General features: G+C 54.7%; 17 protein-coding genes and 1 riboswitch. Of the genes, 7 read left to right on the forward strand and 10 right to left on the reverse strand.

Going from position 1 to position 22,779, the window contains the following annotated elements:
* Window positions 1-15 precede the first annotated feature (15 nt).
* Both N879_RS19065 and metH read right to left on the reverse strand, forming a co-directional pair.
* On the reverse strand, window positions 16-855 hold the full coding sequence (locus N879_RS19065; protein ID WP_039941917.1) for a helix-turn-helix transcriptional regulator: 840 nt from the start codon (window positions 853-855) through the stop codon (window positions 16-18).
* 1 nt (window position 856) lies between these two features.
* On the reverse strand, window positions 857-4,630 hold the full coding sequence (metH, locus tag N879_RS19070; RefSeq protein ID WP_022983630.1) for a methionine synthase: 3,774 nt from the start codon (window positions 4,628-4,630) through the stop codon (window positions 857-859).
* Window positions 4,631-4,772: 142 nt separating this feature from the next.
* Window positions 4,773-4,937: riboswitch (cobalamin riboswitch) on the forward strand.
* A gap of 70 nt (window positions 4,938-5,007) precedes the next feature.
* Here metH and N879_RS19075 point away from each other — a divergent pair.
* The 7 genes from N879_RS19075 to N879_RS20235 all read left to right on the forward strand — a co-directional run bounded on the left by N879_RS19075 (window position 5,008) and on the right by N879_RS20235 (window position 15,680).
* Window positions 5,008-6,852: a TonB-dependent receptor domain-containing protein gene (locus N879_RS19075; protein WP_022983631.1), complete on the forward strand. Its 1,845-nt coding sequence runs from the start codon at window positions 5,008-5,010 to the stop codon at window positions 6,850-6,852.
* A gap of 187 nt (window positions 6,853-7,039) precedes the next feature.
* Window positions 7,040-7,981 (forward strand): ABC transporter substrate-binding protein, encoded by a 942-nt coding sequence (locus N879_RS19080; RefSeq protein ID WP_235484346.1) that lies wholly within the window; start codon window positions 7,040-7,042, stop codon window positions 7,979-7,981.
* A gap of 260 nt (window positions 7,982-8,241) precedes the next feature.
* Window positions 8,242-11,040 (forward strand): Z1 domain-containing protein, encoded by a 2,799-nt coding sequence (locus N879_RS19090; protein WP_031233056.1) that lies wholly within the window; start codon window positions 8,242-8,244, stop codon window positions 11,038-11,040.
* A gap of 8 nt (window positions 11,041-11,048) precedes the next feature.
* Window positions 11,049-13,121 (forward strand): hypothetical protein, encoded by a 2,073-nt coding sequence (locus tag N879_RS19095; RefSeq protein ID WP_009458718.1) that lies wholly within the window; start codon window positions 11,049-11,051, stop codon window positions 13,119-13,121.
* Complete coding sequence (locus N879_RS19100; RefSeq protein WP_009458717.1) at window positions 13,118-14,086, forward strand: hypothetical protein; 969 nt, start codon at window positions 13,118-13,120, stop codon at window positions 14,084-14,086. Before N879_RS19095 ends, N879_RS19100 begins: the two co-directional genes overlap by 4 nt.
* Complete coding sequence (locus N879_RS19105) at window positions 14,083-14,748, forward strand: DUF6339 family protein (RefSeq protein ID WP_009458716.1); 666 nt, start codon at window positions 14,083-14,085, stop codon at window positions 14,746-14,748. Before N879_RS19100 ends, N879_RS19105 begins: the two co-directional genes overlap by 4 nt.
* A gap of 23 nt (window positions 14,749-14,771) precedes the next feature.
* Window positions 14,772-15,680 carry a PD-(D/E)XK motif protein gene (locus N879_RS20235; protein ID WP_161808946.1) on the forward strand — a complete coding sequence of 303 codons (909 nt, stop codon included), beginning with the start codon at window positions 14,772-14,774 and terminating at the stop codon, window positions 15,678-15,680.
* A 150-nt stretch (window positions 15,681-15,830) separates the two neighbouring features.
* Here the strand turns inward: N879_RS20235 and N879_RS19110 are convergent, their stop codons facing one another.
* From N879_RS19110 to N879_RS19145, 8 genes are all read right to left on the reverse strand, one after another.
* A complete protein-coding gene (locus N879_RS19110) occupies window positions 15,831-16,148 on the reverse strand; it encodes a hypothetical protein (protein WP_009458715.1) in 318 nt (105 codons plus the stop codon).
* Between the two features lie 388 nt (window positions 16,149-16,536).
* Window positions 16,537-18,255 carry a porin gene (locus tag N879_RS19115; protein WP_009458714.1) on the reverse strand — a complete coding sequence of 573 codons (1,719 nt, stop codon included), beginning with the start codon at window positions 18,253-18,255 and terminating at the stop codon, window positions 16,537-16,539.
* Window positions 18,256-18,504: 249 nt separating this feature from the next.
* On the reverse strand, window positions 18,505-19,407 hold the full coding sequence (locus N879_RS19120; protein WP_009458713.1) for a CorA family divalent cation transporter: 903 nt from the start codon (window positions 19,405-19,407) through the stop codon (window positions 18,505-18,507).
* Window positions 19,404-20,357, reverse strand: coding sequence for a magnesium transporter CorA family protein (locus N879_RS19125; protein ID WP_009458711.1), 954 nt, complete (start codon window positions 20,355-20,357; stop codon window positions 19,404-19,406). Before N879_RS19125 ends, N879_RS19120 begins: the two co-directional genes overlap by 4 nt.
* A gap of 3 nt (window positions 20,358-20,360) precedes the next feature.
* Window positions 20,361-20,660, reverse strand: coding sequence for a hypothetical protein (locus tag N879_RS19130; protein ID WP_009458709.1), 300 nt, complete (start codon window positions 20,658-20,660; stop codon window positions 20,361-20,363).
* Between the two features lie 43 nt (window positions 20,661-20,703).
* On the reverse strand, window positions 20,704-21,642 hold the full coding sequence (locus tag N879_RS19135; protein ID WP_009458707.1) for a CorA family divalent cation transporter: 939 nt from the start codon (window positions 21,640-21,642) through the stop codon (window positions 20,704-20,706).
* The gene (locus tag N879_RS19140) at window positions 21,639-21,977 is read right to left on the reverse strand and encodes a hypothetical protein (protein WP_009458706.1); all 339 of its coding nucleotides are present in this window, start codon (window positions 21,975-21,977) and stop codon (window positions 21,639-21,641) included. Before N879_RS19140 ends, N879_RS19135 begins: the two co-directional genes overlap by 4 nt.
* Window positions 21,978-22,087: 110 nt before the next feature.
* On the reverse strand, window positions 22,088-22,429 hold the full coding sequence (locus N879_RS19145) for a hypothetical protein (protein ID WP_009458705.1): 342 nt from the start codon (window positions 22,427-22,429) through the stop codon (window positions 22,088-22,090).
* Between the last annotated feature and the right edge of the window lie 350 nt (window positions 22,430-22,779).

The following is a 22,779-nucleotide window of genomic DNA, read 5'->3' on the forward strand; positions in this document are numbered from 1 at the left end:
AATAAGGAAGCCAATTTAAACCGGCTTATCCTCATCCTCCAGCAACATCACCAGCTTGCAATCCGGCCGTATCGCCAGGCGAAAGGTAAATTGCTGAAAGCGGCGCACTCCCTGGCTGGGGTGCCGGAAATCCCGCAAGCCGCCCTCCCGCTCCACCACGGTCTGGCGTCCCCACCAGAAAGCGAATACCTGGCTTTGCTGCGCCAACTCCTGGATCAAAGCCTGTATATCGGCCTCGTCCGCATGGGCGCCTACGTCAGCGCGGAACTCGGCCACGACGCGGCTGGCGCGCTGCTCCCAGTCCACCACCAGCTCACGCGCTGCCGGGTCCAGGAAGATATAACGCAGCAGATTGGGCTGCTCGCTACGGTCGGGCCAGCCATCGAACAAACCCAACAAGGCTTCGTTGCGAGCCAGTACGTTCCAGCTGCGGTCCAGAATGTAGGCCGGGGCGGAGATGCTATCGACACATGCGCTCAAGCCTTGCGGCAAGGGTTGAATATCACCCTGCCAATGCTCGGGATCGGCGCAGTCAGCCAGTTCAAACAGATAGTGGCGCTCGGCCCGGGCCAGTTTCAGGACCGTTGCCAGGCGGGCGCAGACCGTGGGGGACACGGTAACGTCGCGACCCTGCTCGATCCAGGTGTACCAGGTGGTGCTGATATCGCACAGCTGCGCCACTTCTTCGCGACGCAAACCAGGAGTGCGACGGCGCACACCGGGGGCCAGCCCCAGGTCTACAGGCTGGATACGCTCGCGTGCATTACGCAAAAATCGTCCCAAAGCCTGACGCCGGGTTTGAGAGGCGCCCTCGGCGCCGCCCGGATTAGCCCCTGTTGGCCCCGTCGTTCCCATATCAGCCTAATACGCCCGACAAGCTGCGGCGTACGTCTTCTTCCGTACGACCACTGCGCTGGATATAGTCTTGCAACTGGTCTTCACCAATATTGCCCACGTTGAAGTACTTGGACTGCGGATGGCTGAAGTAGAAGCCCGACACACTGGAAGCCGGAATCATGGCGTAGCTGTCGGTGATGAACATCTCGATGTCTTCACACTGCAGGACACGGAACATATCGTGCTTGACCACGTGTTCCGGGCAGGCCGGATAGCCGGGTGCAGGACGAATGCCCTGGTATTTCTCGTCGATCAGCTCTTCGTTGGACAGGCGCTCGTCGGTGACATAGCCCCACAAGTCGGTACGTACGCGAGCATGCAGACATTCGGCAAAGCCCTCGGCAAAACGGTCGCCCAGTGCCTTGATCATCAAGTCCGAGTAATCGTCGCCGGCAGCCTGGAAGCGCTCGGACAGTTTGTCTACGCCAATCCCGCCAGTAACCGCAAACATGCCGATGTAATCGGCCACGCCGCTTTCTTTCGGAGCAATGTAGTCAGCCAGACACTTGCTATCCACGCCTTCACGCTTGACGCCTTGCTGGCGCAGGTTGCGCCAGGTGAACAGGACTTCGCTGCGTGATTCGTCCGAGTAGACCTCGATATCTTCGCCGTTGACGGTATTGGCAGGGTAGAACGCAATCACACCGTTTGCCGTCAACCAGCGTCCTTCAATGACTTTCTTCAACATGGCCTGCCCTTCGGCAAACAGCGTCTTGGCCTGCTCGCCCACCACCTTGTCTTCCAGAATGGCCGGATACTTGCCGAACAAGCTCCAAGTCTGGAAAAACGGCGTCCAATCGATGAACTGGGCAATATCGGCCAAGTCGTAGTTTTTGAAGGTGCGGCGGCCAATGAATTTAGGGCGTGGTGGCACGTAAGTGGACCAGTCAATGGCAGGCTTGTCTTCGCGCGCTTTTTCCAGCGAGATCAAAGGCGTGGCTTTACGATTGGCATGGCGCTGGCGCACTTGCTCGTATTCCTCGCGCACTTCAGCCAAAAACTCTTCCACATTGTCCGACACCAGTTGGGTAGCCACACCCACGCAGCGGCTGGCGTCCGGAGTATAGATAACCGGGCCGTCGTAATGCGGGGCGATCTTCACCGCCGTATGCACGCGGCTGGTGGTTGCGCCGCCAATCATCAGAGGAATATTGCGCTCACGGAAGTACGGGTCGCGCTGCATCTCGGAAGCGACATAGGCCATTTCCTCCAGGCTGGGAGTGATCAGGCCGGACAAACCCACAATATCGGCCTCCACTTCTTTGGCCTTGGCGAGGATCTCGGCACAAGGCACCATCACGCCCATATTGACCACTTCAAAGTTATTGCACTGCATCACCACGGACACAATGTTCTTGCCAATGTCATGGACGTCGCCCTTCACCGTGGCAATCACCATGCGGCCTTTGGAGCGCACATCACCACCTGCGGCCTCGATCTGGCGCTTTTCTTCTTCGATAAAGGGAATCAGGTGGGCCACGGCCTGTTTCATTACACGCGCGGATTTCACCACCTGCGGCAGGAACATCTTGCCCTGACCGAACAGGTCGCCCACCACGTTCATGCCGTCCATCAAAGGACCTTCAATCACGCTGATGGGGCGACCACCCTGGGCATCAATCTTCTGACGAACTTCTTCCGTATCTTCCACGATGAAGCTGGTAATGCCATGCACCAAAGAGTGGATCAGACGCTGCTCAACCGTAGTTTCGCGCCAGCTCAGGTCTTCCTCTTTCTTGGCGCCGGAGCCTTTGACGCTCTCGGCCATTTCCACCAGGCGTTCAGTGGGGGTGCGTTCGTCCGCCGGATCGGTTTTCCCTTTGGGCTCGGCCCGATTCAGGATCACGTCTTCGATCAAGTCGCGCAGATGCGGTTCGATATCGGCGTACACACCCAACTGACCGGCATTCACAATACCCATGGTCAGACCTTCCTGAATAGCGTAGTACAGGAAGACGGTGTGGATGGCCTCGCGCATGGCTTCGTTGCCACGGAAGGAGAAACTGACGTTGGAAATACCACCGGACAAGCGTGCATGCGGCAGATTCTTGTGAATCCAGCCAACACCGCGAATAAAGTCCAGACCGTAAGTCGCATGTTCGTCCATGCCGGTTGCAACAGCAAAGACGTTGGGGTCGAAAATAATGTCTTCAGGTGGGAAACCGACTTCGTCCACCAGCAAGCGATAAGCGCGCTCACAAATCTCCACCCGGCGCTCGTAACTATCGGCCTGACCTTGCTCGTCAAACGCCATCACAACAATGGCGGCACCGTATTTACGACACAGGCGGGCATGTTCCAGGAAAGGCTCAATGCCCTCTTTCATGGAAATGGAGTTCACGATGGCCTTGCCTTGAACGCAACGCAAACCCGTTTCGATCACATCCCACTTGGAGCTGTCGATCATGATGGGCACGCGGGCAATATCCGGCTCGGAGGCAATCATGTTCAGGAAACGATGCATACAGGCTGCCGAGTCCAGCATGCCTTCGTCCATATTGATGTCGATAATCTGTGCACCGTTTTCCACCTGCTGACGGGCCACCGACAAGGCTTCTTCGTAGTTTTCTTGCTGAATCAGGCGCAAGAAAGCCTTGCTGCCCGTGACATTGGTACGTTCACCCACGTTCACAAACAGGGTTTCCTCGTCAATATTCAGTGGTTCCAGACCCGACAAACGGGTTTTGACAGGAACTTCAGGAACAATGCGGGGAGGCAGCTTGCGGCACAGCTCGGCAATGGCGGCAATGTGCTCTGGCGTCGTGCCACAGCAGCCCCCCACCATATTCACCAAACCGGCTTGCGTGAACTCTTGCAGCAGGCTGGACGTATCGGCAGGTGTTTCATCAAAGCCGGTCTCCGCCATGGGGTTGGGCAGGCCTGCGTTAGGGTAGACACACACATAGGTGTCACAAATCTTGGACAGCTCGGCCACGTAGGGACGCATCAAGGCAGCGCCCAAGGCACAGTTCAGGCCAATCGTAATAGGACGGGCATGACGCATGGAGTTCCAGAAAGCCTCCACGGTCTGACCAGACAAGATACGGCCCGAGGCATCCGTGACCGTGCCCGACACCATCACCGGAACGCGTTCACCGCGTTCATCAAAGACCGTTTCCAGAGCAAACACAGCTGCTTTGGCATTCAGCGTGTCAAAAACGGTTTCGATCAGCAGAATGTCAACGCCACCATCCAGCAAGGCACGGACCTGTTCGGTGTAGGCCACACGCAGTTGCTCAAAGGTGACGTTACGGGCGGCCGGGTCATTCACATCCGGCGAAATAGAAGCCGTCTTGGGCTGCGGGCCCAAGGCACCAGCCACAAAACGCGGCCATTCAGGTGTACTGAAGGCATCGCGCGCCTGACAGGCCAGTTGGGCAGAAGCCAGGTTCAGGTCATAGCTGATGCCCTGCAAATCGTAGTCACCCTGGGCAATATCCGTCGCACCAAACGTGTTGGTGCTGATGACGTCGGCGCCGGCGGACAGATATTTCTCGTGAATTTCACGAATGATGTCAGGGCGTACCAGCGACAGCAATTCGTTATTGCCTTTGACGTCCTTATGGTGATTCGCGAAGCGCTCGCCCCGGAAATCGGCCTCGCCCAATTTGTAACGCTGAATCATGGTGCCCATTGCACCATCCAGAATCAGAATTTGCTGCCCCAAACGGCGCGCAAACTCGGTACCACGCGTATAGGCAGAGATCGGATAAGGCAAAGCAGGATAGGACACTAAAAGCTCCGTAACACGAAACGGGACGTTGACGGCATCTGACAGCAAGAGCCGCGAGAATGGTGGATTGGCGCCACAATTGTAGCGCTTTGTACAGCGAATCCCCCCTAAACACTTAACCTTTGCCCCAGCGGCATGTAACATTTTCCGCTCGGAAAGAGGTGCTTTCCGGCCCATGTAGCCCTGGGCCTGGGAAAGTCAAATGGGAAACGTGAGCGGTTCCGCCCTGGAACTGCCAAACGTGCTGCCCCCGCAACGGTACCTGCTACGCGCAAAGCCCGACACCAGCCTGCTTCTCGACCCTGAATTCATGGCCGTCCCACGGTGGGCGGCTTCGCTTACTGATGTGCGGGGACGCACATCTCACAGGAATCTCCATGACACTACTGTCCATCAGACCTTTGATGGTCGCCCTGGCGGGCGCCCTGCCTTTGATCGCCACGGCCCAAACTGCCCCTGTCGCCAAACTGGATCAAATTGTTGTTACCCCTAGCCGCATGGCTCAGCCACTGAAAAACGTGGTGGGTGACGTGACGGTGATTGATCAGGAAACCTTGCAGAAAGCAGGTCAAAGCAGTGTGGCTGAAATTTTGCAGCGTCAGCCTGGGGTGGAGATTTACAGCAGTGGGGGCCCGCAGACTACAACGGGCATTTACCTGCGCGGTACCAATCCACAACATACCCGCGTCATGATCGACGGGATGCGCATCAACAGCTCCACCAGTGGTTCGGTGAACTGGCAAGCGATTGACCCCGCCCTGATCGAACGCATTGAAATTGTGCGTGGCGCAGGCAGCAGCCTCTATGGCTCGGATGCCATTGGTGGTGTGGTGAACATCATCACCAAAAAAGGCGGCGGCGACCGTGCCTTGAGCGCATGGGGGAATGTAGGCCTGGGTTCGCAAGACACCTTCAAAGCCAGCGCCGGTTTTTCAGGTGCGGCCCAAGGCTGGGACTACAGCCTGGCTTCCAGCTACGGCACCAGCGATGGTTTCAACGCAACCAACCCGCTGTCCTTCAGCTACAACCCGGACAAAAATGGCTACACCCAGCACGGACTGAACGGTTCTCTGGGATATGAATGGGCACAAGGCCAACACCTGGGCATGACTGCCATCAACAGCTTTATGGATGGTCAATTCGACAACGGCCTGTCCGAACGCCGCACCCCCAGTACGCAAACACGTCAGCAAGCCTACGGCCTGACCAGCACCAACAAGCTGTCTGAGTTGTGGACCAGCCGCCTGAGTGCCTCGCTAAGCAAAGAAACAGTGGAAAACCGCGCCTTTGGCTCTCGCTATTCCACACTGCAACGCCAATACAGCTGGCAAAACGATCTGACCGTGGCGAAGGGCCATACCGTCTCCTTGCTGGCCGAGCGTCTGGAAGAGCGCATGACCCACACCACCGTACACAAGGACGACAAGCGCAACACCAATGCCTTTGCCCTGATTTACCGTGGCGACATCAATCAACACCACCTGCAAGCCAGCGTGCGTAACGACAATATCAGTGGCTATGGCAACAAGGTAACGGGTGGCCTGGGCTATGACCTGGATATCACCAGCAACTGGACAGTAGGCGTCGCCGCCAACACGGGCTTTCGTGCACCTACGTTCGCGGACTTGTACTCGCCATACAACTGGGGCTTCCAAGGCAACCCGGATCTGAAACCGGAAAAATCCCGCAACGTCGAAGGCCATATCCGCTACACGGACGATACGACTGAGCTGGGCTTGGTGGTCTACCAGAACCGCATCCGCGACATGATCAACCCTTATGTGTGTGACGCCAACTTCGAGTGCACGACCAGCAACACCGAAAAAGCGCGTATCACTGGCGTGACCTTGACTGCCATGAAACAGTTGGGCGACACCACGCTGACTGCCAGTGCCGACTTCACCGACCCCAAAGATCGAAACACCGACAAGCAATTGGTGCGTCGTGCCAAGCAGAACTACAAAGTTGCTGTGGAGCACAAGTTTGGTGACCTGAAAACCGGCGCAGAATACTTGTTCGCGTCCCATCGCTATGAAGACGCAAAGAACGAACAGCGCCTGGGCAGCTACGGCCTGTTGAACCTGACCGCAAGCTACCCGCTGACCTCCAGTCTGGAAGCCCAGCTGCGTTGGAACAATGTGTTCGACAAGGATTACACCTTGGCTCGTGGCTATAACAACGCCGGCTCCAGCGTGTTCCTGAACTTTGCCTGGCGCATGTAATCAGTAAAATCAGCTTTGCTTGATTTTGGCGCGGATCTGCACAAGAGCCGCGCCATTTACTTAAAGGCGCACGATGCCCTCTTTGCTTGCGACTTGTCGTCTTCAGCACTCAAAGCGCTCTGTCTGGAGTGGATTGGGGCTATGGGGTTTGCTTTGCCTGTTCACCCTGCTTTTGGGATTGCCCATCTTGACGCAAGCGCAGGAGCACGACCCGCTGCTGTCACAGGCGCAGACTCAAGCACAGCCCGAGACACAGACAAGCACAGAGCAAAGCACTCAAGAAGTACAGAGCAAGCAGCAAGATAAAACAATACAAAAAGCCGCGACAGGGCAAGCAGTCCAACCCCCACAAACTGTCGCTCCAGCCCGCGCGATTAGTCTGGCCCCTCACATCACTGAAATTCTGTTTGCCGCCGGTGCCCAAGAGCACTTGATCGCCGTAGACAGTTCCAGTGACTACCCGCCTGCCGCCAAGGATTTGCCCCGCATTGGGGACGCCTTGCGCGTAAACCCGGAACGGCTGCTGGAGCTAAAGCCTGATCAGGTCTGGGCCTGGCAAGCCAACCAGATCGGCCCTGAATTACAGCGCCAGCTACAGCAAACCCATATCAGCCTGATCTTTGCCGCCCCTGAAAAACTGGACGATATTCCCGCCTTTGTCCGTCTGGCAGGAGACAGTCTGGACACGGCGGAGGTAGCCGTGCCGATGGCTGCTTTGCTGGACAATCAGATTGCCGCCCTGCGCCAGAACAGCCGCTTGGGCGAGACGGTCAGCGTGTTTCTGGAAATCGGTTCCGAGCCGTTGTACACCTTGGCGCGCGATCCCTTGATTCAAGATGTGCTGACCACCTGCAAAGCGCAAAACATCTACGCTCGCCATGCTGCCGTCGCCCCCACCATCAGCCTGGAAGACGTGCTGCACAAGCGCCCGCAAGTGGTCATCATGGCCTACCGTGATCCGGCCCAACTACGCGCCCGCCACCTGTTCTGGGAAAAGCATCTGGGGCTAAGTCCCCACGCCTTGCTGAACCTGAACCCGGATGCGCTGTACCGCCCCGGCCCCAGGCTGATAGCTGCTACTCGCGAACTGTGCGCGCAACTGGATCGCTATCGAGCCCAGGTATCCTGAGCGGTTTTCTACTTCGGCTTAGAACTGATACTTCACCGCCAGCATCATGTTGCGCGGTTCGCCCCAAAAAAAATTGGCGAATTATTATCTTCACAGTCCCAATCACCCAGGGGCTTATTAGCCACCTCCATACCCGATATGCCATAATCGTGTAACTAAAAAATACCGACGAATAACTGTTCGGTAATAAAATTGAAAATGATTGCGATCATGCTTTGCCCTTGCCTAATTAAAAACTATTTGGATAGACATAGACAACCATGACAAATTTCCTTATTGATCCAGAATTTGACCCTTATCGTGCACATATAGAAAGACAACTACGAGAAGGCAAAACTTGGACAGAACTGCGGGACCAAGTAGAAAAAACGCCGGAAAAACTCGATCAATGGCTGCAGTTCCAGCAAGATTTTTCATCATGGCCAAGCCTTGGCTCCACATTACAAGATCGGCTTTCAGCATGGATAGCACTTCTTGATGCAAAAGAAGATGCGGACACACGCATGACGCGCGCTCAACGCCCGCTCGTTTTAGTTGGACAAGAAGAAACCGAACCTGACATCCATATTCCAGAGGCCGAGCACTCTGCATGGCAACTTTACCGTTCCCATCTGCAAAATCAAGGTTGGGACAATAATGCTATTTCACCCATTGAAGAATCATCACTCAGAATCCTGAAACGGCTGAAAAAGAAAACACCGTTTAAGCAGCCCGTACGAGGCATGGTAATCGGTCATGTCCAGTCAGGAAAAACCGCAAGTATTGCCGGGCTATCCGCTATGGCTGCAGATCATGGTTGGAATTTAATAATTGTCCTGAGCGGCACACTGGAAAACCTACGACGCCAGACGCTTCGTCGATTAGTTAACGATCTGAATCACCCCGGCAACTTGCACTGGGAGGCTATCGATCAACCCTCAAGCGACAGCCCAGATGGCCATCGAGCATCAGACAAGCATTTTCGACCAGGGAGTACGTCACGCTACCTTACTGTGTGCCTTAAAAATCCAACACGCCTCAAAAATCTGCTTGAATGGCTTACGAAAGACAAAGCGTCATTGAGACAAATGCGGATCTTGATCATTGATGATGAAGCAGATCAAGCCAGCATCAATACTGCTGCTGCAGAGCACACCAGAACCACTATCAACCAGGCAATCATCTCTCTAACCCAGGTTGAAGCGCTGTCAGTAAACTACATCGGCTACACAGCAACACCTGCAGCCAACTTCCTGAACGAAGGACCTGGAGAGGGGTTGTACCCCCAGGATTTCATTCTTTCACTACCGCAATCAAACAAGCATTTCGGACCACCACAGATATTTGGAGTCCCTGACCGCGATATCGAGCCCCTAGGAATTATCAACCCAATTTCTTCAGGCGATCTAGAAGCCATCAGCGTTTTACACGATGAGGCGTCCGCAAACATGCCTCATAGCCTTGAAGAAGCGATACGCTGGTTCATCTGCGCGGCAGCGGTATTTCGCGCTAATAGCGTTGCCAAGCCTGTCAGCATGCTGGTACATACCAGTCAAAGGCAACAGCATCACAAACATCTCGCCGATGCTATACGCGGTTACCTCACAACAGCACGCACAGACTTGGACTTCCTTGCCGCCTGCCGGACAACTTGGGAGGAGATTGGTACACAGCTTAGCAAAGATGATTTCAACGAACGTTTCCCTGGCTATGGCTGGCTGCATAATCTTGGTGACTACCCTGATTTCGATACGTTAGAACCTCATATCAAGGAACTACTAGCAGGAGTATCCTCAATCCCCCTTGACGAGGAGGGCTCTACCGCCTATCACCGCGGCATTCATATCTGCATAGATAACTGCGCGAATAATGGTGTCAATGATGAAAACGAGATCCGGCGCCTGGTCTACCCTGACCCCAGCGCTCAAGACTACCCTGAGTTCTCAACAGCATTTATCGTCGTAGGTGGAAGCACCCTTGCTCGCGGACTAACGATCGAAAACCTTGTTAGCACTTACTTTCTTCGGGCATCCGTTCTTGGGGACTCCCTGATGCAGATGGGCCGCTGGTTTGGCTACAGAAAAGGATATGAACTCCTCCCCCGAATCTGGATGCCACGCCTGACCCAAGAAAAGTTTGAGTTTTTGACATTGGCAGAAGAAGATCTGCGAGACGACCTCAAAAGATTCATGGACGGAGGAGCCAAACCTAATGAGTTCGGACCAAGGGTCCGCGTTCATCCACGTGCCTCATGGCTACGTCCAACCGCTAAAAACAGGATGGCACATGCCACCACCGCTGAATATGACTTTTCAGGAGTCAACCGGCAAACAACTATTTTTCACTCAGGAGAAGACAGCAAGCACATTCTCCAACAAAATAAATCTGAAACCGAAAAATTCCTTGGCAGCCTTGCAAATGGCCCCATGAGAGCCTCAACCCGAAACGCCCTCATTTGGAAAAACATAGCTTTCGAGAAGATTGCCCAGCTCTTGAGCAAGCTCAGCTTCCATCCAAACGCACAGTTTTTCTCTGACATAGAGCCATTTCTGGAATGGTATCGACAGCAAGCTGGAAATGCGGAATATCAAAATTGGAATGTCGTTGTCGCAGGTACAGGAGGGGGTCACAATCCGTGGCACATATGCGGAGAGACAATAGGACTCATCACTCGCTCTCGCCTAAAAAACGCAAGTAGCGACAGCGCGGTTTCGATTGGTGTCTTGCGAGATCCATTAGACTTGTTAGCCGACACCGACACAAAGTACACCGACTCCAAACCCCCAAGCAATGAAGATATCTCACGCATGCGTAATGCAGCGGGCTTGGGCAAGACCCCTCAACTCTTACTTTACCTGATCGACAAGAACAGCAAACCTGCCGAGTCAGAAATATCCAAACCACGAAAAGACAAAGCCAGGGAAAGGGGAGAGCTTGGAGCAACAGAAGATATCGTCGGCGTCAGCATCTGGCTTCCAGGAGCTAAAGACTCCACACGATCCTACGCAACACATCTCACTGTGAAAATGCCCACCGTATTGTTCACCGAAGAAGATGATATTCCTGGCACCGGGATTTGAAACGATAAATGAAATACTTTCCACTAAGCTTGGGGCCAATGCAAGAGTCTGGCAGCGCATTGCTGCGGGCATTGCAAAATGAATCAATGATTCCTCTTGACCTGCTGGTCCGCGAAGCTGTTCAAAATAGCCTGGATGCTGCCCGAAAGCCTGCCACTGATACGGTATCTATAGATGTGAGAATCCGTACTCATGAAACTGACACTGTCACTAATCTATTTGAGTCTGGTATCGACAGAGAGGTGCTCACCCGCCGATTTCCCAACGGTGGCTGCATGCTCGAAATTCGAGATTCAGGCACTGAAGGGCTAACCGGCCCAATCCGCTTAAAAGACGTCACTTCCGACACACCGCGCGGGAACTTTCTAAAACTCGTCTATGAAGTAGGTCGTACTCACAATGATGAAAATGCTGGAGGGTCATGGGGGCTTGGTAAAACATGTTACTTTCGGGTGGGCATAGGACTTGTACTCTATTACTCACGTATTCAAGTTGACGATCATTTCGAAGAGAGACTCGTTGCTTGCCTTGTCGAAAACGAATCTGACGAGTCTCGCCTGCAACGAGACTCGGCCACAGGCATTGCCTGGTGGGGGGTAGGCGAAGGCGCTCCAATTACTGAGCCCACCGAAGTTGCACGGATCCTGCAGGCAATCGATGTGCAACCATACGCAGGGAAGGAGACAGGTACAAGCATAATTATCCCTTTCCTTCGTCCTGACTTGACCCCTCAACAGGACGACGCCTACTCCGATGAGCTTAATGAGCCAACGAAATCTGAACCACCACCATGGTGGTTCACAAACTATGCGGACTATATCCGCATTTCGATGGAACGGTGGTTCTGCGCAAGAATTGACAATCCTTTATTTCGCGCCGGGCCAGCGCTCGTAGTCAGCATCAATGGACGTCGCTTGGAGACCCGGAAAATGTTGCCGGTATTCCAAGTTTTGCAAGCACTCTATAACAGGATGGAACCAACCACTGACAGGCTCAGGGAAGACTATCTGGATCAATGCGGTACCAATGAGAACAATGTTTTCCACGCTCCGATTGATGTGCACCGAGTATTTAAAACGGGCACGAATGCCGGCCGGATTGCTGCTGTTCGCCTGACCCAAGAACAACTCAAGGTGGCAGTACCAGATAACATGCCCGATCCCTATCGTTGTATTTTCGACATACAAGAACATGCTCAACGGGACCGACCTTTAGTAGCCTTCATGCGCGGACCCGGCATGGTCATCCGCTGGGATAATAGCGTCGACCCAAAAGGCTGGGGAGGAAATACCCAGCTGGAAGCAGGTAAAACCTTCCTTATAGGCTTGTTTGTTCCAGATAAAGACCGAGAACTAAGAAAAGACATCCAGGATAAGCTGCGCAATCACGATCAGACACTGGAATCGTACTTACGCTCATGCGAACGGGCCGACCACCATCAGTGGTTGGATCAGGCAGGACTTACCATCATCAGCAGAATCCGAAGCAAGGCGGGCAGTACGATTGAAAGATTTCACTCACCCATAGTAGCTAATCCCTCTCGTGTGTCACTACGCGAAGCTCGCAATATTGCGGACAAATTACTACCCTCCGGCTTCGGCCAAGACGGACGCATCGCACCTACAACGACCGGAAGGACTGACAAGGGGGGCCCAGCCAGGCACCAGGGCGATACACCATCGTTACCTGATCTTGAAATAAGGAATGTGCAGTACGGAGAAGGCAACATAAAAATTTGCTGGAGATTGTATTGGGGCAAAGGCCGTTCCAGCAGGAACATACAACTGGGGATCGATTCGGAGTCGGGCTTCATCAGCCATGAGAAATGGGGTGCTGAAGGGCTTGGGGCATTCCCCCTCACAATCGAAACAGCATCAATTAATGAAGAAACCGTTTCAGGCAATGCAGACATCCTGACCACTAGCGGAACTGCAATAACGATCAACCCTTGGCTACTGAAAATGGATGGTGCCACCCTTGATGGTGAGCTGACCATCAACATATCCAAGGAAATGACAGGAAGTTTGCGCCCAGTACTGCACGCTAGTTCGATACTGGCAACTGCGAAGGAACAAGAATGAAACATTCTCCAATCCCTCCGCACCCTGTACTTACTCCCGCACTAATTGAACAATTAGAGATTACCCCGACCATTTCATTTTCCTCATCACGAACCAGTCCAGGAGAAAAAGGAAAATGGGGAGAACAATACACACTGGGCCATGACTCCGACTGGGATCCCAGCAAAGACGAGCTGGAAGTGAGCTGCTGTCTTGATGATATCCGGAACACCACCCTACTATTCGGCCCGCACGGAGTTGCGCCAAGGTCCGCGACGCTGGCGCTAGCTCTGGAATGGCTCTCTATTGACTCGGGCTGCCGCCTCCTTGGGGAGCCGGCGATTCTAGAGCTACCCAAGCAATCCGATACGCCAGTCCCGGTGAAGCTCAAGCTGACCTTGCCCGCCAATACTGCTCGGGGAACTGGGACACTCTCGCTACAGCTATTACTTGCCAGTGTCGGCACCCTCGAAGAGGGCGAAAAAGGCCTTGCGCGTCTTCCAGGATTCAGATTCGGCACGCTCGGAGCTGAAACCCGACTTATAGTAGACGGGAGCGGCTCACTGTTTCCTGTTGTATCCGAGTCACTTGGCGTTGACAAACCCCTGTGGTTATTTACTCAAGATTGGTCTGATCCTTTGGAGGACGAGTTCTCTACAGTCTGGCTATCTTTATGCTTGAACACAGACCATCCAGCTTTCCCACTGCTGCGCGAACAAGAGTCAGACGCATGGAGCCCCCTCTTTTGCCAAGTAATTACAGCATGGATGAGCACATTTCTTCTGGAGCTCAAAGCTGAAATGGGAAATGATTTTAATCCCATTACCTTCGGACGGCCGGGAAAAAGTGTGCCCGGCAGCATAGTAGATGCAGCAGCATCAATGGTGAAGCGCGGCAACCTCGACTGTACGTCACCCGGGGCACTAATCAGCTCTATTCAATCATGGATTGATAGTACAGCCCGACCGCCTCTGGAGACGCAATGAACTGGGCTAAATTGACACGTAACGCAGCCAGCCGGAAATTTGACGAACTCAGAAATAACGATGAATTCAAACACGGCTTTTTAGCCACCAGCTATTCCGAGTTAAGGCAAGCAATTGTCGACAATCTTCAACCTTTTGAAAACAGCGATCTGGAAGCAGGAGCTTACGATCTGGAGGCTGGCCTGACCCTGTACAGAGTCCTGAAAGAAAAAAAGTTCGAGGTTCGCCAAGCCGCAGATGAAAGCATCTGGCGCCATCTGTCTCTCATTGTTCTACCCGACTATGTAAGATCGCGATGGAACTCAGGCAATGCCGAAGCACGCTTTTGGCGGGATCGAAGCCGTATCTGGCTACGTGCAATCTGGTGGTTCATTCATCTTTCATGGCAGGGCGACGAAGACTCCACACGCATGGCAATAAAAGGCATGACCACCGACGATGTTGTACAAATCGTTGAGCGCCCGGGACGCCATGGTTTCCGCGTGGAGCTATACCGAGTAATGATTCAAACGGCAAGCACAAGGCCTCAAAAGGACAGAAAGATTCGACAACTGATGAAGCTTAATACAGCGACCGTAGTGATGGTCGAACCTTCTATTTACCAAGGAGGACTTCCAAAATATGTGGAGGCCTTATACAAACAGATCGATCAACTCACTTGATGCGCAAAAGACAGGTTGAATCAATGAACGTCGTACAAGAAATTCGAACTGCTTTTGCAAATGTACGAGAAGGCGCAATGCTCCCTGTCGTATCCGGGCAGACTGATTCAGAAGCTTGGGTATTTCGGGAAGATGGACGCTTTGGCGTCGCCGTTCCTTTAAACAGCCCTCGCCATGTTCTCGAGTTCTTCGCCGGAGCCAGGCTAAACGCCGTAGAGCGGGACATTGGAGGGCACATTCGCACCTTGCTTCGCCTTGACTCAGGACAAGAGGCACTGCGTAACGAGTTTGCAGTTCTCTGCGCACAATTTATTGAACTGGGTATAGGCAGGCAAACAAGAGCGCACTTGATCTCCGATCCATTGGCATGGTGGGACCGTTGGCGACAATTATTAGGAAATACCAATCGAGACCAGCAGACCTACAGTACTCTCGGCGAACTACTTACTCTGGAGCGGCTTCTTTCACAAAGCATCAATGCAAAATGGATTGGACCTCTAAAGGGATCTGTAGATATTGAAGCTACTGGTAGATCATACGAGGTGAAATCAACACTAAGTCGCTATGGCTCAGTAGTACATATCGCAGGACAATTTCAATTGAATCGATCCAGACACAACCCTCTTTATCTCATTCACCATCGGTTCGAACCTTCTACGGCAGGCGACTCCATCAACTCTGTAGTACTTCGTCTCATCGACCATGGACTGGTTGAAGAAGAACTGGAAGCGTTACTAAGCCGTATCGGACTTCATGCCGGCGGGGCTGCTCGAACAGAAACATACCGGCAGTTAGAGTCGATCATCTATGAAATAGATGAAAACTTTCCCAGTATTACTCCATCCAGCTTCCGGAATAACATAATTCCGGCCGGTATTGTATCCATTGAATACGATGTGGATCTTTCCACATTACAAGGACAACCATTCTGAAAAACTCCAACTCCAGAAACACTCGCCAAGCCTGACTCCAAACAGGCACGGTATGTAAACCGTGCCTGTGCGAGAACTCATGCGACAGAAAATCCAGCGGTATACCCAGCTCTGTCAGGCCATTCAGCTCACACCGCTATCGGCCTGCCCTTACATCACAAAAGAAGGCAGTGTCAGCACGGCATGAGTGGGCTGGTAGCGAAATCCTTCTACATCGTTCAGACGGGCTTTGGCACGACGGGACAGATGCTTGAGGACTTGGCTGCGCTCCACGGTAGGCAGTGTGGACAGTGCATTTTCAATGGTGCGACCGGACAGGTCGTTGAGTGCGTAAGCAAACTCGCGAGCGCCGTGGGTTTGCAGCAGCTCCAGCAGGTAGCCTTGACGCTGGCGGGATGCGGCCAGGCGCAGAGCGTCTTGCAGAGCGTTGTTGTGTGGGGCGGAACGAAACAGGTTGAGGCGGAACATAGCATTCTCCTTCGGACACAGGGGTCCAGAAAGAGTGCTCACCTCATCAGAGGGGCCCGCTTTGTGGTCCAGTGTCCAATTGACTGGTCATTAAGGAGGCTTGTCCTTTACAGGAACAAAGCCATAAAGAAGGATCAGGGTCCATTTACTTTTAAACGTGAGTAGTTAAAAAAGAAGGTGCAACGGTTTTTGCACCAACAGTATTTTCGCATCTGAGTGTGGGCTTGTCTGCCAGGCATTTGCACACTTTCCATCGCCTTGCAGACATCAAATTTATACTTAGGGATATGTCTCCTGAGCCGTCCCCACAAGCACTCAGCCCTGCCCGACCTTCCTGCGCCAGGGCCAGTGAGAACACGGACTCAGGTGCAGGAAACCGGCCATTTCATTAGAAGTGATGCGTCACGCCCAAAGCCACACGGCTGCTACGCGGTTCGCTGGCACTGGCTGCCGTTTCCATATCAAAGCGACGTCCTTGAGCCGCAAAGGCATAGACGCTAGTTCGGGGCGACAAAGCATGCACGTAGCCCACAGACATCACCTGAATGCGACGTGCGCGCTCATCGGTATCCTCCCAGGTCCAGTTCGGACGGCCCAAAGACCATTGCAGCTGGAACTCGCCCTTGCCTACAGGAATCGCCGTGCCCACATACCAGGTGTCCAGCCGGCCACCGTTGATGAACTCCGCCGGGCCCAAGCCTTCCAAGCCCTTGTCTTGCAGATGGGCAGGACCATCATCACCATTCAGGCCCACAAAGCCATTGCTCTGACGGCTCCAGCCAGCTGCAAGGCGGGCTACCTCAAAGTCATAGCTCGCGCCCAATTGCCAGGCCGTAGGACGATGGGACTCGACACGACTCAAGCTCTCGTAACTGGCCCCCAACAGCCAGGGGCCGTCCTCGTAGCGCAAAGCGAGGCTATAGAGTTTGCTGCGGGAACCTCCCAGGCCCTGCTCGCCCACATCCGCGCTATAGCTGGCGCCTAACTGCATACCCGCCCATTCCGGGCTGCGCCAGCTGAACTGATTGGAGATCTGGTAGTTGTCCGAGGCACGCATCAAAGCGCCCATGCCAAAGTCTTTCCAGGAACCCACTTCAATGGCAGAGACAAATTCCTGGCCCACGGTGTACTGGCGTCCAAAACGCAGCTCACCCCAGTTATCACTGCCCAGACCCAGCCAGGCCTGATAGTTGAACAGACGCCCGGAATCCTCGGCCCGGCCTGTGGCCAGATCAATACCGCTTTCCAGATTGAAGGTGGCACGCAGCCCATCGCCCAGATCCTCATGGCCGCGAATCCCCCACAGCGAGTCCGTCTGCCCACCGCTTAACACGTCGCGCTGCGAGCCTTCGCCGCTCACGCGAGTCCAACCCAAACCGGCATCCAAAGTGCCATAGAGCTGCACCGAGGTTTCAGCATGGCTGTGGCTGGGCATCATCAGCGCTCCTGCAAGACCAAACAGGGCCACGCCAGCTGCCAAAGAAGCGGCTTTGCTCAATTGAAAAGGACTGCACTCCAGCACACGACGCCAGCCGCAGGCCACAGGAACAGGTTCACGCATCAGAACTCCTAACAAGGTTTGATTACCCGTCGCCACCACCACACCTTGTGCGGTCCCGGCCACAACCCGGTCGCCCATGGCGCAAGTATCGGGTGCGGCCTGCAAAATGGCGCGGTTCAGAATCAGGTGATCCTGATGGATCAAGCGCAGATCCGCCGGCACGTAATCACCGGCAGACAACAGCACGATATCGCCAGTCACGAGCATACGAGCCGGCACGCGGGACTGGTGATCCCGTGCCAGATCGTACATGGTCAAATCGCGGCGCACCTGACAGGTTTGTTTTTTCATGGTTTGGACCACTTGGGTCAGATCAGCAGGGCTGGAACGCAGTACCCGTACTTGATTGGGGCCGTTCTGTATAAGACGGCGCAACACTTCATCAAAGGCCAGGCCATGGCGCTGGGTATTCAAGGCTTGCAACACTTGTGGCACGCTGCGGGTGGCGTAGTAGCTCAGCGCACAGTGGGCACGGCGTACCAGACGCACCGGGCTCTGGTGGACGACGGCGCTGTGATCGGGATGGAAAAACCGGCTTGCATTCATGGATACCTCTACACATTGGTGCAGGGACGGCCACCCCGCTCTGAAAGGTTAGGGATGTGTTTACCGTCGCAGTGGAAAGACAAAAATCGCTAATTGATTCGGATAGGAGTTACCGCCCGCTGGCCTGCATTCAGAACCAACGGGCACTATCTCGTGGTCATCGGCCATCAACACCTCTGTTTCGTTCAATGAGTTCTTCAACAAACAGCCTGTGCACCGCCTAACCGGGCCAGCACACGGCGCTTCCCCTCAACGCAACGCGCCCGATTTCTTGATTGTCCAGATCGGTACCGCCGTCAACACCAACACGGTCACCAACTGCACCCACATGGTGCCCTCCCAAGATAACTCGGGCATGACATGGAAGTTCTGACCGTACCAATTGATCAAGGCTGTACCGGGCACCAGCAAGGCCCACAGCACCGTAAAGACCTTGGTCACGTTCAGGTCGCTCATGGCCACGGACTCTCCGGCGGCACGCCAATGAAAACGCTGGCGTTCAATGGCGAAATGCGCACGGCGCTGCATGCCTTCAATGGCGGCAATCAGCTCGTCCACTCGGCTCAACTCCAGGCTTTTTTCCTGATACACCCAGCGGCGCAAGCGTTGTGCGGCCTGCTCCAGATCGTCAATGGAATGCATCACATGAGACAGCGGTTTGTGCAGGGTTGCCATATGGCTGTCCAGATCAATCATGTCCTCGGCACCGCGCGAATAGTCCGTGCCGACATTGGACAGAAAGCCGCGCAAGGACAGGGTCGAGACACTCAGGCCCTGATCAATACGGTCCAGCACTTGCGAGGTCTGCGCCAGCAATTGATACAGCAAAGTCAAAGCCAGGGCATGGGAGCTGGCCAAGGACATTTCCTGGGCACTCAAGCGCTCCAGAGCCTGGCCGGGACGCAGCAGACGATGGCCAGTTTCCACGGTATACAAAGGCTGATCATCCTGCCCCAAACACCAGATCAGGTCAGACACCTGCATCTGTTCGTCACTCACTCGCACACAGCGTATGCGTGTGGCCATCCCCAGGCTGGCCTGGGCTTGTGGCAACAAATCCACGCGATACAACTTGCCCAGATCTTCCAGCGCCTGACGGTCAGGGGCCTGCAAGCGCCGCCAGGAAGCCATATCCTTGAAACGGGCCGTCATCGCATCCACCCTTTACGCTTTACATAGGCCAAGGGAGCCAAGGCAAATACGGCGGTCATGCCCATGACCAGCCACTCGCCACCGATAATTTCCAGCTCGGGCATATTGGCAAAGTTCTGGCCGTAAAACGCCGCGATCAGCGTAGGCGGCAAGAACACGGCAGTAACCACTGTAAAGACCTTGATCACCTGGTTCTGCTTCAAATCCAGCGTGGTCATCAAGGACTGCTGCAAGTTGCGGATCTTGTCGTGCTGAAAGCGGGCATAGCGACGCAAGCTTTGAATATCCGAGAGCAACATGGACAGGTTCTCTGCGCTTTCGCCACCGGGCGTACGACGCAGCCAACGACCTGCGCGAGCCAGCATCAATTGCCCTTCCACGGTTTTGGCGACCAGTTCCTCGGCCTCACCCAGACCGATAGCGGTACTGGCAATATCCGCTACCCCGGCCTGACGGCCGGAGGTATCAAAGCCGCCACTGGCTGCCGCCACCGTATCGCTGCGCTCGTCCAGACGCCCGGCAATATCGGAAATCGTGGCACGAGCCTGGTCGTTCAGAGCCTGCAGGATCATGAACAGAATTGACGCGGGGCTGGGCGCAGCTTGTCCGGCCTCTGCCATGGCGTTCAACTGCTGGCTGACTCGCTCCAAGGTATCAACCCGCACGTCCTGCTCCACGCTGATCAGGCGGTCCTTGCTCAAGGCGAACAGCAGGCTGGTTTCGCGGTACTGCTGGCCCTGACGTATCACCATCTCCACGGGAATCAGAATAAAGCCCGCTTCTTCCGCGGCAGCACGGCCCCGTTTGACGCTCAGGTCCAGGCCCAGTTTGGCTTGCGCCTCGGCCAATTCATCGTGCCGGCTGGCCGACAGCTGCAACCATGCCGTTTTTTGCCCGCGCTTGTCGCTCAGGCTGGACACCACCGCGCCCCCCTGTTTTTTTTCAGTCATGGCTTAGTCCTCACTTTGTACCTGTTCCGCTTCCGGGGAAACCATGTAGTGGCCATACAAATGCAGACCGGCAAAACTGCCCAGAATCAGGATGTACAGCACCACCACCGCAATCATGATTTCGCGCTCGATATGCGCGGTGCGTGGGCGGTTGGCACGCGCCCGGTCAATGGCCTGACGGCGCTGCTGGACGGCCGCGTTGGAGTCCGACTGCAGGCTCAAGTCTTCATTCCAAACCAGTCCGCGTAATTTATCCGAGCCTGCCGTTGCCACCTCGGTACTGCTTTTCAGTGTGTTCAACATACGAAATTCTTCCCATTCATTTAAGTATCAAAGGCAGCGCGCTCTAGCGCAGCCAGCCTCGGTGTTTCACATAGATCAGCGGCAACATGGAGAACAAGGCGGTGGAAATAATCCCCACTATCTCGGCGTGCTCCCATTGCAGAATCGGCATATAGGCAAAGTTCATGCTGTAGTAGGTTGAAATCAGCATGGCGGGCAGGAACACGGCGGTCACCACCGAGAACACTTTCACAATCTGGTTCTGCTTCACGTTCAGCGCCATATTGTTGGTGGTCTGCAAAAGGCGGACGCGGTCGTGCACAAAGTTCACCTGCTTTTCCACGGCCTCGATGTCGTCGATCAGGGTATGAAAAACAGGCTTCAGTTTTTCCTGATCTGCGGGTAAACGCGCCAGGGCATGACGAGCAGCCATGGCCAGCTGCAATTGGCTTTCCAGGCAGTCGGACAAGAGTTCTTCTACTTCGCTCAAATCCATCTGGGTGGAGACCACATCACTGACGCCAAAGTCCCGGTCCTTGGTTTCCAGGCTGTTGAGCACGGCGTTGGTCTGAGTCAGCACCTTGCCCAGATCGTGGCTCAGGGAGTCCAGCAGTTCATCGGTGGCATCGTTAATGGATTGCAAAATCACCGCAAAGCTTTCGAAGGCGTCGTTCTCGCGACCATCACGCTGCAAGCGCTGCAGGGCCTGGGCCAGTGGCTTGGGGCTGGGATCAGGTTCAATGGACACCAAGGCTTCGCGGCTCAGGATGAACACCACACGGCTGGCTTTCTTCTGACCCTTGTCCACGTTCAGAAACGTCACAGGCACAAAGCTGAAAGGGCCTTCCTGTGTGGGACTGTTCTGCAAGGTCTGTGGAATTTCCACGCCCAGCTTTTTACGAAGGCCACTGATCTGCTCGGTGGCATGGATGCTGATGCGCATCCAGTTATTGGGCTGGCCGTCGTTGCCAAAGAGCGGCGGCGTTTTACCTTGGTCCGTCATTGTTGATCTCCATCAGAACGGGTCTCTTGGGTGCTGGACGCATCGGGCGACGGCGTCGTGGTACCCATGTAAAAGCTGGAATGCGAGCCGGAGGTAGAACTGGTCCGGGTTTCCAGGTGCGAGTTGCTGAAAAACAGCCAGCTCACCACCACAATCAAAATGCCCCACGAAGACAGCAGCATGGAAAAGGACAGACGCTCGTAGCGCGACCAACGCTTGCGACCCTTGAACGGTGCAACACTGGGGCGACGCGCCGAGCGGGTCCAGACCTGGGCGGCCAGCGAGTTGTCCTGATACGGTTTGCTGCTCAAGGAAGAGGGAATGGTTTGCGGCATAGCACTCTTTTGGGTTGATGAAAGCCACAGCAGCCGTCCATGACGGTGCGAACCCCGCATGGGCTGGTCTGCTGTGACAGGTTGAACAGAAAAGGGGTAGGGTCCAGTGCTCAAGAGCGCTGGGGCTGGCGATACTCACGCAACCAGTCCTGCGTGCCGTAGCGGTGCGGGAACAGGGTGAACAGGCTGGGCGACGGGCCATGAGTGCGGCGGCGACCCAAATGCCCTACTCGCACGCCGGTATGCATGGCGTTGTAGACCTGACTGCGATCAAACTCGGGAAGCATGGCCAGAACATCGGCGCGGACACGAGCCGAAAGCTCGGGCAAGGCCTGGGCAAAAGCCAGGGTGCCGTGCGAGGCCAGCAAGTCGCACACGGCGACAGGGCGGTAAGTGGCGACAGCCATACGCAAAGCGCGCTGCAAGCTATCGTGAGGGCGGGAAAACAGCATGAGATTCTCCTGGGCACACGGCCACAGAAGCGCCCCACACGTCTTAGACCGTGAGGAACCTGGAGCCGGTGCTCAATTCGCAATGGGGTTTCATGCGGACATGAAACGCGGGGCGCAACGCAAATGTGCGTCTTTCAGATTCAGGGTCAGGACCCAAGAACGTGCTCCTTTAACAATCAAACAATGCCAATCGAACTCAAGCCCCAGGTACATCAGCACCTGAGGCTTGTGTCCGAGCGATAAAACAGAAAGAACGGATGAAATCTACGGATCCCTCAAGAAAAATCCCGTTCTTGAGGAACAACAGAATTTTCGCATCGCAACTCTGGCAGGGCCAGCCTGCATTGGGG

It is taken from the genome of Alcaligenes sp. EGD-AK7, from assembly GCF_000465875.3.
In the GTDB taxonomy this organism is placed as follows: Bacteria; Pseudomonadota; Gammaproteobacteria; order Burkholderiales; family Burkholderiaceae_B; genus Alcaligenes; species Alcaligenes phenolicus.

Excerpts from the sequence above, each read along its gene's own strand:
- N879_RS19090 (WP_031233056.1), top strand. The coding sequence starts at position 8,242 with ATGACAAATTTCCTTATTGATCCAGAATTTGACCCTTATCGTGCACAT.
- N879_RS19130 (WP_009458709.1), bottom strand. The coding sequence starts at position 20,660 with ATGTTGAACACACTGAAAAGCAGTACCGAGGTGGCAACGGCAGGCTCG.
- N879_RS19115 (WP_009458714.1), bottom strand. The coding sequence starts at position 18,255 with ATGAATGCAAGCCGGTTTTTCCATCCCGATCACAGCGCCGTCGTCCAC.
- N879_RS19075 (WP_022983631.1), top strand. The coding sequence starts at position 5,008 with ATGACACTACTGTCCATCAGACCTTTGATGGTCGCCCTGGCGGGCGCC.
- N879_RS19145 (WP_009458705.1), bottom strand. The coding sequence starts at position 22,429 with ATGCTGTTTTCCCGCCCTCACGATAGCTTGCAGCGCGCTTTGCGTATG.
- N879_RS19120 (WP_009458713.1), bottom strand. The coding sequence starts at position 19,407 with ATGACGGCCCGTTTCAAGGATATGGCTTCCTGGCGGCGCTTGCAGGCC.
- N879_RS19110 (WP_009458715.1), bottom strand. The coding sequence starts at position 16,148 with ATGTTCCGCCTCAACCTGTTTCGTTCCGCCCCACACAACAACGCTCTG.
- N879_RS19095 (WP_009458718.1), top strand. The coding sequence starts at position 11,049 with ATGAAATACTTTCCACTAAGCTTGGGGCCAATGCAAGAGTCTGGCAGC.
- N879_RS19125 (WP_009458711.1), bottom strand. The coding sequence starts at position 20,357 with ATGACTGAAAAAAAACAGGGGGGCGCGGTGGTGTCCAGCCTGAGCGAC.
- N879_RS19100 (WP_009458717.1), top strand. The coding sequence starts at position 13,118 with ATGAAACATTCTCCAATCCCTCCGCACCCTGTACTTACTCCCGCACTA.
- N879_RS19105 (WP_009458716.1), top strand. The coding sequence starts at position 14,083 with ATGAACTGGGCTAAATTGACACGTAACGCAGCCAGCCGGAAATTTGAC.
- N879_RS19135 (WP_009458707.1), bottom strand. The coding sequence starts at position 21,642 with ATGACGGACCAAGGTAAAACGCCGCCGCTCTTTGGCAACGACGGCCAG.
- N879_RS19140 (WP_009458706.1), bottom strand. The coding sequence starts at position 21,977 with ATGCCGCAAACCATTCCCTCTTCCTTGAGCAGCAAACCGTATCAGGAC.
- N879_RS19065 (WP_039941917.1), bottom strand. The coding sequence starts at position 855 with ATGGGAACGACGGGGCCAACAGGGGCTAATCCGGGCGGCGCCGAGGGC.
- N879_RS20235 (WP_161808946.1), top strand. The coding sequence starts at position 14,772 with ATGAACGTCGTACAAGAAATTCGAACTGCTTTTGCAAATGTACGAGAA.